This is a genomic window from Bacteroides celer (assembly GCF_002632415.2).
In the GTDB taxonomy this organism is placed as follows: Bacteria; Bacteroidota; Bacteroidia; order Bacteroidales; family Bacteroidaceae; genus Bacteroides.
In genome coordinates this window covers 2,438,334-2,452,282 of sequence record NZ_CP178209.1, presented here as the reverse complement: position 1 = coordinate 2,452,282, position 13,949 = coordinate 2,438,334, and the positions used below count along the sequence as shown (strand labels likewise).

The window sequence follows — 13,949 nt, the reverse complement described above, 5'->3', positions numbered from 1 at the left end:
TACGATTATGAGTGACCAACTTATATACACTAAGATAGCCAGTATTCTAAAAGAAACAAAGGCTATAACAAAGTCGGAAAAAAACCAGCAACAAGGTTTTAAATTCCGTGGCATTGATAACGTTATGAATGAACTTCATGAGTTATTCTCAAAAAATGATGTGTTCATCCTTCAAGAAGTACAGAATTTCACCACTGAAAATAGACCAACGAAAAGCGGTGGTACTAATACATTCACCCGTGCGATGATAAAGTTCCGCTATATGACTACTGATGGTTCTTTTGTAGAAACCACTAACGTAGGAGAAGCGATGGATTCAGGTGATAAAGGAATGAATAAGGCAATGAGTATTGCTTTAAAGTATTCACTGTTGCAAATGTTTCTCATCCCTACAGAAGAATCAAAAGACCCAGACTCAATTACACCGGAAGAAACGGATTATCTGGCAATGGCTCTGCAAGAAGTTAAAGGCGCGCAAAGTGTGCAGACACTAACGCAGATATTTAATAGCTATAACAGTTTGCAGGGGAACAAAGATTTTATGAACGCATTATCCACTAAGAAAAAAGAATTAAACAATGCAGCTCAATAAATCGCAAGTTGTATTCAACCAAGAGAAACACACCTATATACTGAACGGTGTGTTTCTCTCAGGAATTACAGGGATAATTGAAAGGCAATTATTTCCCGATAAGTTAAAAGGGATTCCTCAATATCGGATTGATAACGCAGCAGAAAAAGGTTCTTATATACATGAATGTTGTGAAATAGCCGATTCATTAGGGGTTATTCCTGATTGTGAAGAAGCGAAGAACTATCTCAACTTAATACAACTTAATGGATTGATTATTGAAGATAGTGAATACCTTGTATCCGACAATGAACATTATGCAAGTTCAATAGATAAGGTTTATCGAGAAAATGAAGATACCTTTCACTTGGGTGATATTAAAACCACATATAAATTGGATAAGGAGTATGTGCGTTGGCAATTATCTATTTATGCTTATCTCTTTGAATTGCAGAATCCAGGCGCAAAAGTTGATAGATTGTTTGCTATCTGGTTGCGAGGCTCTATCGCTGAATTGATAGATGTAGAACGAATCCCTTCTGATGTTATAAAATCGCTTTTGACTTGTGATATGAATGGCATCCAGTTCGTTAACCCCTACGCCCTACCCATATCCAATATTACTTTACCATCTCATTATCAAGAAATGGAACTATCCATAATTGAAATAGAAAAACAAGCGAAATATTGGGCAGACAAGAAGAAGGAACTTACGGATGGAGTAATGAAAGAGATGGTGAAATCCGGAGTCTATAATTGGAAGAGTGATTCAATACAATTTATCCGTAAAAAGGATAGCATTCGAAAATCATTCGATAAAGAAAAATTCGAGAAAGACTATCCGGGAGTTTATAACAAATATTTGAAAGAATCTCCGATAGTTGGTAGCGTAACATTAAAAGTAATATAATATTCATTATGGCAAATCAAATAACCGGACGGATAATCGAAATCAGTCAGACCGTCCAAATACTATCCAAGAATGGAGGAAATCCATTTACCAAACGAGAGTTTATTCTTGATGCAACCACATATGACCCTTATACAGGTGAGCGTAGCGAGTATGAGAATGTTATTCCTTTGGAGTTTTCGGGTGACAAATGTGCAGAACTTGACCGCTATAAAAATGATGATGTAGTGACTGTATCATTTGTCTTACAGGGACGTTCTTGGACGAATCAAGACGGAGAACTTAAACGTATGGCATCTATTCGATGCTATAAAATAGAAGGACGTGGCGGTGTATCACAATCCCCACAGAGTGCACCAGTGCAACAACCAGTACCACAACCGACTTATCAACAATCGCAGGATTTTCCACCTCCTGTTGATGCGAATGGTAATGAAAAGGACGACCAACTTCCTTTTTAAAGTATGTTGTTCGACTTGAAGAATGAATACCAAGTACCCAAGTTCAAGGAGTATGTAAATAAGTTGTTCAAAGAACGTGCGGTAGTAGAAGTAAAAAAGAAGTTACCTAACCGCACGCTTGCCCAAAACAGCTATTTACATCTTCTTTTAGGGTATTTCGGTAGTGAATACGGTTGCAGTCTTGACGAAGCTAAAATTGACTTCTACAAAAGGACTTGCAACCGTGATTTGTTTGAGAGAAAGGCGGTTAATAAGAAAGGGAAGGAAGTAACCTGCTTGCGTAGTTCTGCTGAATTGACAACGGGCGAAATGACATTGAGTATTGACCGCTTCCGCAATTGGAGTGCGGCACAGGCAGGTATCTATCTGCCGGCTGCGAATGAACATCAAATGCTGATTTACGCTCAGCAGGAAATCGAACGTAACAAAGAATTTATTAGCTATGAACGACTTATTCGGGAATGAGGTTAAGCCTCCAAAGGTTTACAAGCGTGACAGCATAGGCAGGTTTGCCGATGAAAAGACGGCAGAGTACGAACGGGCTTTGATGGAAGCAAGTAAATACAAACAGATGTATCTAGCTGCTCAATCTAGGATGAGGGGGATAGCTAATATTTTGAGAATGAAAGATGAACTAATTTATAAATTAAGACAATGATAATCCGTTTAAAGTTAGACATGATAGCCTACTTAATCTGTGAAGATAGAGTAGGCAAACACGGATAGGTAGACATAGAGCCAGCGCATACAGGCGCATCGGGGTTGGAATCCCCGCCTATCCACATAAATGTGAGCCACACATAAATGGCAATGGTTAGTAAATAATGGTTGTGCCCCGGAGCGTATTCTCCGGGGCTTTTAATTGGAAACTATATTTATTATGCAATACAGATATAAGAAAAAGAAAGAGAAGCCTTTACCCCTGTTTGATAAAGCAGGGGTAACAATCAAAAAGAAGCCGGATTTAAAAGTCAAGCTCGACAAAGTTTTCAGCTTATATATTCGGCTTCGTGATGCAATGCCGAATGGATATTTCAAATGTATCTCATGCGGTCAGATAAAGCCCTTTGAGCAAGCGGATAACGGCCATTACATCAACCGCCAACACATGAACACCCGTTTCGATGAAATGAACTGCAACGCCCAGTGTAGACACTGTAATCGCTTCATGGAAGGAAATATTCAGAACTACCGAAAAGGGTTGGTTGCTAAGTATGGCGAGCAGAGGGTTATTCTACTTGAAGCAAAGCAGGGTATCAGCCGAAAGTTTGCTGACTTTGAATATGAACAGCTAATCAAGTATTACAAAGCGCTCAGTAAAAAACTACGAAAGGAGAAAGGAATATGAAATCCACTATCATTGAAGGAGTTGAGTATAAACTCACACCGATAAAAAAAGAAAATAAAACAGTAGCTTTATTTATCCTCACTATGCCCAAAAACAATTCATGGAATGGTAAATGGACTGGAGAAGGAAATTTATATGCCTATTCGCAGGTTGCATTTAGACGTGGAAAGCCAATCTATTCAAATCTAAAAGAAGGAAACTTCTATTATGATTTTGGCGATGGATGGGTAGCAAATGTGGAAGTCAGATATGTTACACCAAGCGAATCTAAAAAAATAATGCGGAAATCTAAAGGTTTCTGTGGATATACTTGGATGTGCGATGAGATAATGAAACTCGGAAGAATCAGAACCGTTACAGAAAGAAGAGCAGACAATGTACAAACTACGTGATTACCAACAGAAAGCCTCTGATTCAGCCGTTTCTTTCTTCAACAATAAGGCAAAGAAAAGTAATGCTATCATGGTGTTGCCTACCGGATCAGGGAAATCACTAATCATTGCAGACATCGCCAATCGGTTAGACGGACACACCTTAGTCTTTCAGCCCTCGAAAGAAATTTTAGAGCAAAACTTCAAAAAGCTATGTTCATACGGTGTGCTTGACTGCTCCATCTATTCAGCCTCTTTCAACTCAAAAGAGATAAGCCGGATAACCTTTGCCACCATCGGCAGCGTAAAAGGACATCCCGAACTATTTGCACACTTCAAGAACGTGATAATAGATGAGTGCCACTTAGTGAATCCAAAGGAAGGAATGTACAAAGACTTTCTTTCTATATTGAAATGCAAGGTTCTTGGATTAACAGCTACACCTTATAGACTTTCATCCAGTCAGGATTTTGGTTCTATGCTGAAGTTCATCACCCGGACCCGTCCGGCTATTTTCAAAGAAGTTATCTACCACGTACAGGTATCTACTTTATTGGATATGGGTTTTCTTTCTAAGTTGAATTACTACCCAATGAATCCTATGGGATGGAACGAATTGAATTTGAAAGTAAATACCACCGGTGCAGACTATACTGATAAATCAGTTCAACGAGAATATCAACGAATCGACTTTTACAGTTATTTGGTTCATATAGTCCAAAGGCTGATGAATCCAATACAAGGCGGTAAACGGAAGGGTATATTGGTATTCACCCGATTCTTAAAAGAAGCTGAACGGCTTACGATGTCGATACCAGGATGTGCTATCGTTTCCGGTGATACGCCAAAGTCTACCCGTGAGATGATACTTAAACGTTTCAAAGCAGGTGAAATACCGGTAGTAGCCAATGTTGGGGTGCTGGTTTGTGGATTCGACTACCCCGAACTTGATACTATTGTCATGGCACGTCCTACGATGTCTTTAGCAATGTACTATCAGATTGTAGGTAGGGCCATACGTCCGCATCCATCTAAAGAGTGCGGCTGGTTCGTTGACTTATGCGGAAACATCAATCGTTTCGGTGAAGTCTCTGATTTAAGACTTGTAGATGGCGGTAATGGTAAATGGGCCGTGTATTCTAAAGGCAGACAATTAACTAACATAAGATTTTAAGCCATGGCAAAGAAGAGAGAGAAAGAAGTAATTCCCCCCGATACTTGTGCTAAATGTAAGAGAGGAATATTTATTCCTGTATCGAAGGGAAATCCCCGTGTAGTTCACTGTAGTTTGTTTAATAAGCGTTTCGTTGCCGACAGCATACGGAATTGTATATATGCGATTTGAATATGAATAGTTATCAACTAATATCCAAGCTCCGAAAGGTTCGGGATGATACTTATCTCACCGCAATAGATCAGGCCTTATATCATGAACTAATATCTATTTGCAATGAAAAAGGCTGGAAAGAGGTGTTTGAGGCTCGTAGTTCCATTTTATGCACTTCGTTGAATATATGGGATAAAACGTTGAGAAAATCACGCAAAATACTTGCTGATGCAGGTTTAATATCTTTCGAATCATGTAGAGATAAGAGGGTCGGATGTTATTACTCATTCTTGACAATATTAAGTAATGACATGAAAACATCAGTAATATCATCGGTAAATGGTACTGATGAAAATACCGAAGAAAATTCCGATGATTCTCAGGGAAAGGAATCTCAATCATCAGTAAACGACGCAGTAATATCTTCGGTACTACGTACTGATGAAAATACCGATGATAAAAATACTACTCCGGTAATATCATCGGTAAATGGTACTGATGAAATGAAAATCCCACCTATTATAGATATTAAAACTATAAACAAAGAAGAGAGTCTCGCGCATACGCACGAGAGTACCCCACCCAAAAAGCCTAAAAGTTCCAAGAAGAAAGAAGGGGATGAAAAGCCTTTAATCTTTCCTTTTACCTCAATAGCTTTTATGTCGGCATGGGAAACACTTCGGCAAAGCCCTAAGTGGAAGAAGAAACTCAATTACGCTTTGCAGCTTTCGCTAGATAAACTTTCCAAATTTGAAGAAGAGTTTGCTATCCGGCAGATTGAAAGAGCAATTGAATCTAATTGGACCGGGGTTGTATTTACGGGAACTGAACGTGATTATCAAGAATGGTTAAAATTGAAACATGGAAACAATCAACAAAATCGGGGAACTGATTCCAAAGGTGGTCCTAAATCAGCCGGAATCAAATCAATCTCCTTCGGTTAGGTATCATATCAAAGGTGAGCCTATCAAATGGAAAGAAACCGAAACGGAACGATTCTGGAAAATTAAGCTCATAGAATCAATGCAAGAGGAAGAACCCTTCTTTGTGGTAGATGATAGAAACAAGGTCTTGTTATCGTCATTGTATAATTGGGTTTGGAATAAAGAAGGTTTGTTTGACCCCTGTAAGGGCTTATTATTTTGGGGTCCTATTGGTGTTGGTAAATCAGCTCTACTAAAAGGTCTCCAACGCTATTATGGCAAGATAAACCAGTACTGTTATGGATTTAGTAAAAACAATATCGGCTTTAAGCTAACAAGTGCTGCCGAAATAGCTCTTCTCTATGCGGAAAAAGGGATGAGCGGCATCGCCCAGTACACCGATAGGAATTGTATGTGTCATTTGGCTATTGACGAATTAGGACGGGAACCATTAGACGCCAAGCACTACGGTACCGGAATAAGTGTAGTACAAGTAATCCTCCAACTTCGTTATGAAGTCAGAAGAGAGTTTATAACCCTTGCAACTACCAATCTCAATCCTGATACTGAATTTGAAGGAATATACGGTGACTACATAGCCGACCGAGTGAAAGAAATGTTTAATGTAATCGAATTGAAAGGATCTTCCCGCAGATGAGAATACTCCTAAACATCCTCCTTCTCCTAGGAGTGAACATCTTATTTTACCTGGTGGTGTATGCGATAGCGGACCACTTGATGGATAATATTAATTAAACGATGAATGATAATGAAGAAAACTCACGGCTCATTATTTAGTGGCATTGGAGCTCCGGAACTTGCATCCGAATGGATGGGCTGGAAAAATCTGTTTCATTGTGAAATAAATGATTTCTGCCGGAGCTTTTTGGAAAAACGATTTAAAAGTGCAAGTTATGCAGATATTACCACAACAGACTTTAATATTTGGCGAAACCGAGTGGACATCCTTACAGGTGGATTCCCCTGCCAAGATGCAAGTAAGGCAAAGCAAATGGGAGGAAAAGGACAACTCGGACTTGAAGGAGAAAGAACCGGATTATGGTGGCACATGTGTCGGGCGGTTGATGAAATCCGTCCACGGTGGGTTATTGCAGAAAACGTTGCCAATATCACAAGAGTTAACAACGGAAGAGATTTTGCAAAAATCCTCCATTCGCTTTCCGGATTGGGGTACAATGCAGAATGGAAGATTATGTACGCTTCAGACGCAGGTGCGCCCCAAAGAAGAGCCAGGTGTTACTTGGTTGCTTACTCCGACAGCGTCCGATTACCGGAGGGAGAATCTTTCTTCTCCGATGTATGCAAGACGATTGTCAAGGAGCGCAGGCTGTTTGCCGGAACATCTTTATCGGTTGGGGCTGCGTGGGATGGTCAACCACCAGTTTGTAGCGTGGATTATGGGTTTTCCGATAGATCACTTGAAATGTATGGCAAATCTCGATTAAAAGAAGAAGTATTTCGTGCTTACGGAAATTCAATGTGCCCCCAGCTGGTATATAATATTTTTAGAAGAATAGAAGAATTGGACAATTAATTAAACCTTGCAAGTTCTTGAAGGATTTGCATAAAACAAGAAAGATATGAGCAAATACAGTGAATACCATTACGCCTTTACCTCTACAGTAGCCAATCTGCGGGAGATAAACCAAGTTCTTATTCTTTTGAAAAACGCAAAGATCAAACGGGAAGAACCGGTGCCTGATTACGTAGGAAACAAGAAGAACAATATCAATTTAGCTAACAGCATGATTGAAATTGCGAAACAGAGATATGAGGTTGCCATACAATATATTAACGCTTCAGGGATTATGCCTACTGGCTGGATTCCGTCATTTGAAGAGTTGAAGAATATAGCTGAAACTGCCGAAAATGAAGATACGTAATCCCCTTCCGCATTATCGTATGGGATTATCAGGAGAAATAAAATATTAGAGGAACTTAAAAACGAAAAATGATCTAATCATGACCCGCAATCAATTTATTCATTACTCCTATCGACATAGTGAGATCATTATCTGGCATCAAAAGCACCCGGAAGTAGATATTGAATGTATGCTGATAGGGGTAGATTTCGATCACGAATTATTTCATCTTGTTCCTATTGACTTAGATTATTATGAAGATAGATCATATTGGCTTCCTTATACATCATGCGACAAACAATTTAAGAAACCTAAGATGAAAGTAGTAAGGAGTGATAGAACAATAGTAACTAAATAACTAAAATATCAAATTATGAAACAGACATTAAAAGAAGCAGCAAGAAAATACGCTGACGAGATATATGATCCTGCTGACAGAGGAATTTTGTATAGAGAAACACAGGATGATTTTATCGCTGGTGCAAAATGGCATGCAAAGCAATCACCGTGGATAAGTGTAGAAGAACGATTGCCGAACTATAAGGAAGAAGTTTTAGTCCTTTATGAATATGAAGGGAGAATACAAATCCAACAAAGTTTCTATCTTGGAGAAAAAGACTGGAAGTTTGGTTCTAATAAAATACTTGCGTGGATGCCAATCCCGTCTTTCGATGAAATATTGGAAGCCAACAGAGATGTACTAGAACGGATTAAGGAGAAAGGAGATTGATTAATGAGATTTATATTAATTATACTTATGATAACCATGTTATTATCTTGTAAAGATGATATGGCTGGTTCTTTAAAAGGCGGAACGATTATTACTGTTGAAGGAGATACTATTGAGTTTTATGGAGGAACGTTGACTTATAGAGCACTTGGTGTTAGAAGTATTAGGGAGATTGCGCTCAAAGAATTAAAAGAGAAAGGAGATTGATTATGTATGTAGCAAGAGACAGATGTGGGGATTTGTATCTTTATAAAAAGCAACCCGTGAAGTATTCGGAAAGTTGGCAATTATGTAGTGACAATCCCCATGATTTCTACAAGCTAGATTCTTCTTTATTTCCCGAAGTAAAATGGGAAGATGAAGAGCCGACAGAAGTTGAATTAGTAAAGAAGGAGAAATAACTATGCTAACAATATTAAGAGAAACCTATCCAACAGCCAAGAAAGAGCATATATGTGAATTTTGTGCCTGCAAGATACAGCCGGGACAAAAGTATGTCCGTCAGACAAATGTCTATGACGGAGTAGTGTACGACTTCATCACACATCAAGAATGTAAAGAAGTAGCTCATGAATTGAGAATGTACGATGATTGTGATGATAGTGGGCTAGATGGAGAATCTTTTCGTGAAGAATTGGATTCATACGTATATGCCAATCATTACGATGAACATACAGATGATGTTTATACCAGTTGGCAGTTGAATCGCTATGAGATAGCGAAAAAGGTATTGAACGAACTTAAACAAGATAGATAATGAAGAAAATAACAAATGTGACTACTGTTTTCAGGTGTCTTAAGCCATATCGAAATTGGTATAATATTATGAGCCAAGATGGTTTCTATGATATTAACGTCATCATTGTCGGCAAATTAGAGCTATTAAAGCTAATTATAGCTTTGATAAAACTATTTATTTTCAACAAAAGTGCTGTCATTAAAAGATACAGAAAGGAGGACTAACTATGGGATTTACAACAGCAGCATTTATACTCAAAAACACACTAGAGCTTAAAGATAAGTTAATTCGTTTAGGATATAAAATAGGATATGAAAGGTATATAAACGATTATTTTTTAGCAACAGACAATAATGAGATGTTTGGGATTGATATTTCATATCCTCCCGAAGAATGTAATGGGTATATTCATTGCGGAACTAACGAAGAACTTTTCTTGGCAATAGCCGCATTGAGGGATGATACAAACGAAAATCAATGGTTCATAGCAGATTCACCGCTTAGCGTTTCTTATGATGATATTGTGGGTAATGACCATTATTTCACAGAACCCAAAGGCAGTATGTTCTTTTGGAATATAAATTGGATGCACGCAACAATCATTTCAGGGAATTACCACAAGGCTACCGTAGAAGAGCTAATTGAATACTTTAAAGAAAAGGAGGCGAATCATGGATAGTATACAGACACAAACCTTTTTTATCAAAGGGAATGACGATGCTGTGGCATATTTTGCTTTTTGTGATGGAGATTTATGCGTTTCTGTTGTAGTAGAAGGCAAACAGGCAGATTTTCACTTTGAGCCTGCTACTTTGAAGATGTTTGCATATGCTTATAAGTTGCATTGTGAAGAATTAAAGGAGGAGGAAAATAAATGAAAGAAGAATTTGTAACATTTGAGACAGCAAAGATGCTTAAAGAGAAAGGCATGTTTACAGATATAGAATTTCCTCCGCAATCATTAGTCCAAAAATGGCTACGTGAAACCAAGAACCTACATATTGAAATATACCGAAATGCCGTAGGGTACGGCTATGCTATAGTGAAAGCCGATAACGGAACGTGGCAGGAAGATGATAATTCTAGGGGCCCTAACGATGGCGGTCAGTGGGACACCTATGAAGAAGCATTGGAAGTTGGAATACAAGAATCATTAAAACTAATAAAATCATGAAACCATTTGATTTAGAAAAAGCAAAAGCTGGTGCACTCATTGCTGCCGAGATTGATAGATTGCAAAGATTGAAATAGTCCTCAAAACAAGAATAGATATGAATACAACCTTTGAAAAATCGGCTAATACCACTGATGAGTGGTATACACCCAAAGAAATTATAGACGCATTAGGAAAGTTTGATTTAGATCCATGTGCTCCGGTTAAACCGCTTTGGCAAACGGCAGAAACCATGTACAACAAAAACCATGACGGATTAACTAAAGATTGGGTAGGTCGTGTCTGGTTAAATCCACCTTATTCCCGTCCGCTTATTGAACAATTTGTTCGTAAACTGGCACAACACGGCAATGGCATTGCGCTGTTGTTCAACCGCTGTGATAGTAAGATGTTCCAGGATATTATATTTGAGAAGGCAACGGCAATTAAATTTCTACGCGGAAGGATTCGTTTTTTCAGGCCGGACGGAATACGGGGGGATTCGCCTGGTTGTGGTGCTGTTTTGATCGCTTTTGGAGAAGAAAACGCAGAGATACTAAAAACTTGTAACATAAGTGGCAAGTATGTAAGAATCAATTAGAGTAAAACAAAAATAATACGAATATTTGCAATGTAATCAAAAACAAGGAGGTACAAATGATAATAACAAAAACAATGGATTTAGGAAGTGTACTCAACGCTTTACCTCGTTCCATTAAAATTAATAAAATCGAATATAAATTGATTATTAGTACTAATCTTGTAATACAAGAGAAATGGAGTGTTTTATATGCTCCGAATACAATTTGCCCTGATATACCGGAGCATGAATCAATTAGTGATAATCTATGTATTGCAGCCTATGATATGCTGCAATGGTGCAAGGAGAATAAATATGTCAAATGATTAATAACAAGATGAAAAAGAGCAATAAACATCCTAGAAAATGGATGAGACATAATCTTTCCGTTTTTCTCACAAATGGGAGAAGTAGAAGCATACCCGTACAGTGCTTTCTGTACATTAAAGTAAAAAGGAATTCCGTTAAATGGTATTATGATTGCATGATACTTTCCAATTAACTAAAAATATGAATAAAGAGCAAGTTTGTAGTGAATGTAAGCTGTTTATCAATGAAGATTCATTTGGTAACGGATGGTGTGAATTTCATCAGAAGAAAACGTTCTGCGAAAACGGAGCCTGTGAAGATGGGGTAGAAATAAAAGTAGGAGAATCTTCTCCTGATACGGATAATGACAATAATAACCTTTTAAAATGATACGACCAAAGCATTACAATTATCACAACCGGTCCCAACCCACACAGCGAGAAAGGACTACATAAACCACTTCCGGCAAGAGAAGCTCGCCACAGTCACCCGTGAAAAGTGGGAACTAATATCTAGTCACACAGCTAGACGTTCAGCGGCGACGAATATGTATCTCACTGGCCGGATGAAGACGCTAGAGATAATGAAACTCACCGGACACCGGACAGAACAGAACTTCTTCCGGTATATTCGACTAACAGGTGACGATACTGCCCGGTCCATTTCGGGAGATATGTTTTTTAAAAAGTAAAATCAATAACTAATATGGATAATTATATTGACCAGAACTTGTATGCTGAATCAATGAAAATGGCATTACGAGTAGATTTTCTTGCTAATAGTGAGGAATTGAGATTATATGCAACTTCTATCTATAACGCTTCAATATGGAGCAAAGAAGTAGACAAGAGAAATAAAGCCATTCTCAAAAGGAATAGGGCTTTAAAATAGAAAGGGAGAATCTGCCAGCACGACCAAGCATTGATTCTCCCAAATCTTACACGATTATGATGCAAATATACTATTTACTTTTAAAATAATCGTGTTATGGAACTGAATTTTGATAGAATTATTCGCCTAAAAAAGATTAGAATCAAGAAATCAGAACTTTCCGAAGAAGAGAATGCAATATCTACGCCTATTCTATCTGATAAAAGCCTTATTTATGAAATCTATAAGATATTCGCTGAGATACTCAACGAAAGAGATTGTCCCCCATGCCTCGAAAATGTCACCCAAAGAAAGAAGTTCATCTTTATTATACTATACTTGTTTTCACCCAGTACTCTTGCCGGTGGAAAGACTGTTTACGGGATAAGAGGAGAAATAGCAAAGGTTGTTGGCATCCAATCTGAAAGTACAATTTCCAACAACTGTGAAGATGTTGTGTTTCTGTATCAAAATTACGATGATTTTAGTGAGGATATAGGCTATCTTTACACCGAAATTCTAAATCGTTTAAAATTCAAAGGGCTAATCAATTGAAAGCCGGAGTTTAGTGCTCCGGCTTTTTTATTCTCCTTTCTCTATTTTAATCTTTTTCCCACAGTGAGGACAGGTGATAGTATTGTTATCTTCCTGAACTTCTACCGGTGATGCAAAGAGTTGCCACATCGGAACATCTAAAGCCTCTGCAATACGTTGTGCTGTCTCGACAAGCATTTTACCCTGTATCTGTTTGCTTAATGCCTGCCTGCTTATTTCGAGCATATCTGCAAGCTGATTAACTGTCAGCCCCTTTTCTTTTAGTATTTCTTTTATTCTTGTCATATAGTTTGTTTTTCTGCAAAGTTACATTAATAAGCAATATGTAAATAGAACTATTTACTAATAATAGTTAATAGTAAGCATATTTATTGCTTTTTTATTTTTAAAGTAAATAATTCTATTTACATTTGCATCATCAGAAACGAAGTAATAACAATTAAAAGATATATAATATGAAACGTTATTTTGTAAATGGCAAAGAAATAAGCGAGCAAGAAGCTAAAACTATTGAAGCAAAGAATCAAGAGTACATGAACAGCAATGATTTCTCTCTTTGGGCAAAATGTGAGTTTATAACAGTTATCAACGCTTAAATATACAATTATGGCAACAAAAATGAGTGATAAAGTAAAAGGTGAAATGATTACCAGAATAATGGTTGAAATGAAATCAGCAGCTATGCTGCAAAACAAGGCATTTGATGAAGGTGTTTTCTTCGACCTCATATTTATGAGCGATAAAGAGTTGCTGAAAGTTTCAAAACTTTGCGGTATTAAATAATAGTATTAACCAGCAGGGCGAAAGCCCTGCGCAATATAGAAGATTATGAAATTTAGTGAATTACCAATAGACACCCAACAGAGATTAAACGATGAACGCTCAAAATTGAGTAATCGATCAATCAATAATGCAAATGAGGTTTTACTATACAATCAGTCAGGTTCACGTTTCTTTTCTGCAAGAAGGCATCAAAGCTCATGGCAAGACGACAAGGGTAATTATATGCCATTTGGTGGCGGTTCTGAATGGACCGTACGATATGGATGTGTCGGTTTCGCTCGTAAGAAACAAGTGATTGGTTACGATTACGAGTTGGCTGAAGGCAAATTGTACTCTAAATCATCAAATGGCACAGTTATTCCCTCTTCTGTAAAGACCAAGAAAGAAGTTTTGAGTATAGCGAAGTCTATTGGTATATTTATTTTTTAATCCGATA

The 13,949-nt window shown here is 37.7% G+C and carries 27 protein-coding genes and 1 pseudogene; 27 read left to right on the top strand and 1 reads right to left on the bottom strand.

All coding sequences use genetic code 11. The features are described from left to right. Nucleotides 1-7: 7 nt before the first annotated feature. The 24 genes and pseudogenes from CJF29_RS09720 (at nucleotide 8) to CJF29_RS09605 (ending at nucleotide 12,730) form a co-directional block, all read left to right on the top strand. Nucleotides 8-592: an ERF family protein gene (locus CJF29_RS09720; RefSeq protein WP_099147144.1), complete on the top strand. Its 585-nt coding sequence runs from the start codon at nucleotides 8-10 to the stop codon at nucleotides 590-592. Next, the gene (locus CJF29_RS09715; protein WP_099147145.1) at nucleotides 579-1,481 is read left to right on the top strand and encodes a hypothetical protein; all 903 of its coding nucleotides are present in this window, start codon (nucleotides 579-581) and stop codon (nucleotides 1,479-1,481) included. Before CJF29_RS09720 ends, CJF29_RS09715 begins: the two co-directional genes overlap by 14 nt. An 8-nt stretch (nucleotides 1,482-1,489) precedes the next feature. Next, nucleotides 1,490-1,942, top strand: a complete 453-nt coding sequence (locus CJF29_RS09710) for a DUF3127 domain-containing protein (protein WP_099147146.1) — start codon at nucleotides 1,490-1,492, stop codon at nucleotides 1,940-1,942. A 3-nt stretch (nucleotides 1,943-1,945) separates the two neighbouring features. Further along, nucleotides 1,946-2,407, top strand: a complete 462-nt coding sequence (locus CJF29_RS09705) for a hypothetical protein (RefSeq protein ID WP_099147147.1) — start codon at nucleotides 1,946-1,948, stop codon at nucleotides 2,405-2,407. After that, on the top strand, nucleotides 2,385-2,600 hold the full coding sequence (locus tag CJF29_RS09700; RefSeq protein ID WP_099147148.1) for a hypothetical protein: 216 nt from the start codon (nucleotides 2,385-2,387) through the stop codon (nucleotides 2,598-2,600). Before CJF29_RS09705 ends, CJF29_RS09700 begins: the two co-directional genes overlap by 23 nt. Before the next feature lie 222 nt (nucleotides 2,601-2,822). Next, entirely contained in the window at nucleotides 2,823-3,290 is a 468-nt protein-coding gene (locus CJF29_RS09695; RefSeq protein WP_099147149.1) for a recombination protein NinG, read from the top strand. Beyond that, the gene (locus tag CJF29_RS09690; RefSeq protein WP_099147150.1) at nucleotides 3,287-3,682 is read left to right on the top strand and encodes a hypothetical protein; all 396 of its coding nucleotides are present in this window, start codon (nucleotides 3,287-3,289) and stop codon (nucleotides 3,680-3,682) included. Before CJF29_RS09695 ends, CJF29_RS09690 begins: the two co-directional genes overlap by 4 nt. After that, entirely contained in the window at nucleotides 3,666-4,835 is a 1,170-nt protein-coding gene (locus CJF29_RS09685) for a DEAD/DEAH box helicase (RefSeq protein ID WP_099147151.1), read from the top strand. Before CJF29_RS09690 ends, CJF29_RS09685 begins: the two co-directional genes overlap by 17 nt. 464 nt (nucleotides 4,836-5,299) lie before the next feature. Beyond that, a complete protein-coding gene (locus CJF29_RS09680) occupies nucleotides 5,300-5,932 on the top strand; it encodes a hypothetical protein (RefSeq protein WP_255299406.1) in 633 nt (210 codons plus the stop codon). Then, a complete protein-coding gene (locus CJF29_RS09675) occupies nucleotides 5,850-6,569 on the top strand; it encodes a hypothetical protein (protein WP_224262748.1) in 720 nt (239 codons plus the stop codon). Before CJF29_RS09680 ends, CJF29_RS09675 begins: the two co-directional genes overlap by 83 nt. A 111-nt stretch (nucleotides 6,570-6,680) precedes the next feature. Beyond that, nucleotides 6,681-7,466 (top strand): DNA cytosine methyltransferase, encoded by a 786-nt coding sequence (locus CJF29_RS09670; protein WP_099147190.1) that lies wholly within the window; start codon nucleotides 6,681-6,683, stop codon nucleotides 7,464-7,466. A gap of 46 nt (nucleotides 7,467-7,512) precedes the next feature. Beyond that, nucleotides 7,513-7,815 (top strand): hypothetical protein, encoded by a 303-nt coding sequence (locus tag CJF29_RS09665; protein ID WP_099147152.1) that lies wholly within the window; start codon nucleotides 7,513-7,515, stop codon nucleotides 7,813-7,815. Between the two features lie 352 nt (nucleotides 7,816-8,167). Then, complete coding sequence (locus CJF29_RS09660; RefSeq protein ID WP_099147154.1) at nucleotides 8,168-8,524, top strand: DUF551 domain-containing protein; 357 nt, start codon at nucleotides 8,168-8,170, stop codon at nucleotides 8,522-8,524. A gap of 3 nt (nucleotides 8,525-8,527) precedes the next feature. After that, a complete protein-coding gene (locus CJF29_RS09655) occupies nucleotides 8,528-8,731 on the top strand; it encodes a hypothetical protein (protein ID WP_099147155.1) in 204 nt (67 codons plus the stop codon). Between the two features lie 2 nt (nucleotides 8,732-8,733). Then, a complete protein-coding gene (locus CJF29_RS09650; protein WP_099147156.1) occupies nucleotides 8,734-8,925 on the top strand; it encodes a hypothetical protein in 192 nt (63 codons plus the stop codon). 2 nt (nucleotides 8,926-8,927) lie between these two features. Then, nucleotides 8,928-9,281 (top strand): hypothetical protein, encoded by a 354-nt coding sequence (locus CJF29_RS09645; RefSeq protein WP_099147157.1) that lies wholly within the window; start codon nucleotides 8,928-8,930, stop codon nucleotides 9,279-9,281. Between the two features lie 208 nt (nucleotides 9,282-9,489). Continuing rightward, nucleotides 9,490-9,942: a hypothetical protein gene (locus CJF29_RS09640; RefSeq protein ID WP_099147159.1), complete on the top strand. Its 453-nt coding sequence runs from the start codon at nucleotides 9,490-9,492 to the stop codon at nucleotides 9,940-9,942. Further along, a complete protein-coding gene (locus tag CJF29_RS09635; RefSeq protein WP_074558104.1) occupies nucleotides 9,935-10,141 on the top strand; it encodes a hypothetical protein in 207 nt (68 codons plus the stop codon). The genes CJF29_RS09640 and CJF29_RS09635 overlap by 8 nt, the downstream gene beginning before the upstream one ends. Further along, nucleotides 10,138-10,437, top strand: a complete 300-nt coding sequence (locus tag CJF29_RS09630) for a hypothetical protein (protein ID WP_074558106.1) — start codon at nucleotides 10,138-10,140, stop codon at nucleotides 10,435-10,437. The genes CJF29_RS09635 and CJF29_RS09630 overlap by 4 nt, the downstream gene beginning before the upstream one ends. 97 nt (nucleotides 10,438-10,534) lie before the next feature. Next, complete coding sequence (locus CJF29_RS09625; RefSeq protein WP_029425872.1) at nucleotides 10,535-11,017, top strand: DNA N-6-adenine-methyltransferase; 483 nt, start codon at nucleotides 10,535-10,537, stop codon at nucleotides 11,015-11,017. 74 nt (nucleotides 11,018-11,091) lie between these two features. Then, nucleotides 11,092-11,322, top strand: a complete 231-nt coding sequence (locus CJF29_RS09620; protein ID WP_176553161.1) for a hypothetical protein — start codon at nucleotides 11,092-11,094, stop codon at nucleotides 11,320-11,322. A 184-nt stretch (nucleotides 11,323-11,506) separates the two neighbouring features. Then, on the top strand, nucleotides 11,507-11,695 hold the full coding sequence (locus CJF29_RS09615) for a hypothetical protein (protein ID WP_074558109.1): 189 nt from the start codon (nucleotides 11,507-11,509) through the stop codon (nucleotides 11,693-11,695). 82 nt (nucleotides 11,696-11,777) lie between these two features. Continuing rightward, a pseudogene (locus CJF29_RS09610) lies at nucleotides 11,778-11,996 on the top strand (recombinase); the annotation flags it as partial. A gap of 296 nt (nucleotides 11,997-12,292) precedes the next feature. Next, the gene (locus CJF29_RS09605; RefSeq protein WP_099147162.1) at nucleotides 12,293-12,730 is read left to right on the top strand and encodes a hypothetical protein; all 438 of its coding nucleotides are present in this window, start codon (nucleotides 12,293-12,295) and stop codon (nucleotides 12,728-12,730) included. A 27-nt stretch (nucleotides 12,731-12,757) separates the two neighbouring features. On the opposite strand, the gene CJF29_RS09600 is transcribed toward CJF29_RS09605, so the two are convergent. Continuing rightward, nucleotides 12,758-13,015: a helix-turn-helix domain-containing protein gene (locus tag CJF29_RS09600; protein WP_099147163.1), complete on the bottom strand. Its 258-nt coding sequence runs from the start codon at nucleotides 13,013-13,015 to the stop codon at nucleotides 12,758-12,760. A gap of 170 nt (nucleotides 13,016-13,185) precedes the next feature. On the opposite strand from CJF29_RS09600, the gene CJF29_RS09595 reads away from it, so the two are divergent. From CJF29_RS09595 to CJF29_RS09585, 3 genes are read left to right on the top strand one after another with little or no spacing between them, the layout of a single operon-like run. Beyond that, complete coding sequence (locus CJF29_RS09595) at nucleotides 13,186-13,326, top strand: hypothetical protein (protein ID WP_176553162.1); 141 nt, start codon at nucleotides 13,186-13,188, stop codon at nucleotides 13,324-13,326. A gap of 10 nt (nucleotides 13,327-13,336) precedes the next feature. Further along, the gene (locus tag CJF29_RS09590; RefSeq protein ID WP_176553163.1) at nucleotides 13,337-13,513 is read left to right on the top strand and encodes a hypothetical protein; all 177 of its coding nucleotides are present in this window, start codon (nucleotides 13,337-13,339) and stop codon (nucleotides 13,511-13,513) included. A 45-nt stretch (nucleotides 13,514-13,558) separates the two neighbouring features. Continuing rightward, a complete protein-coding gene (locus CJF29_RS09585; protein ID WP_099147164.1) occupies nucleotides 13,559-13,942 on the top strand; it encodes a hypothetical protein in 384 nt (127 codons plus the stop codon). Nucleotides 13,943-13,949: the final 7 nt, after the last annotated feature.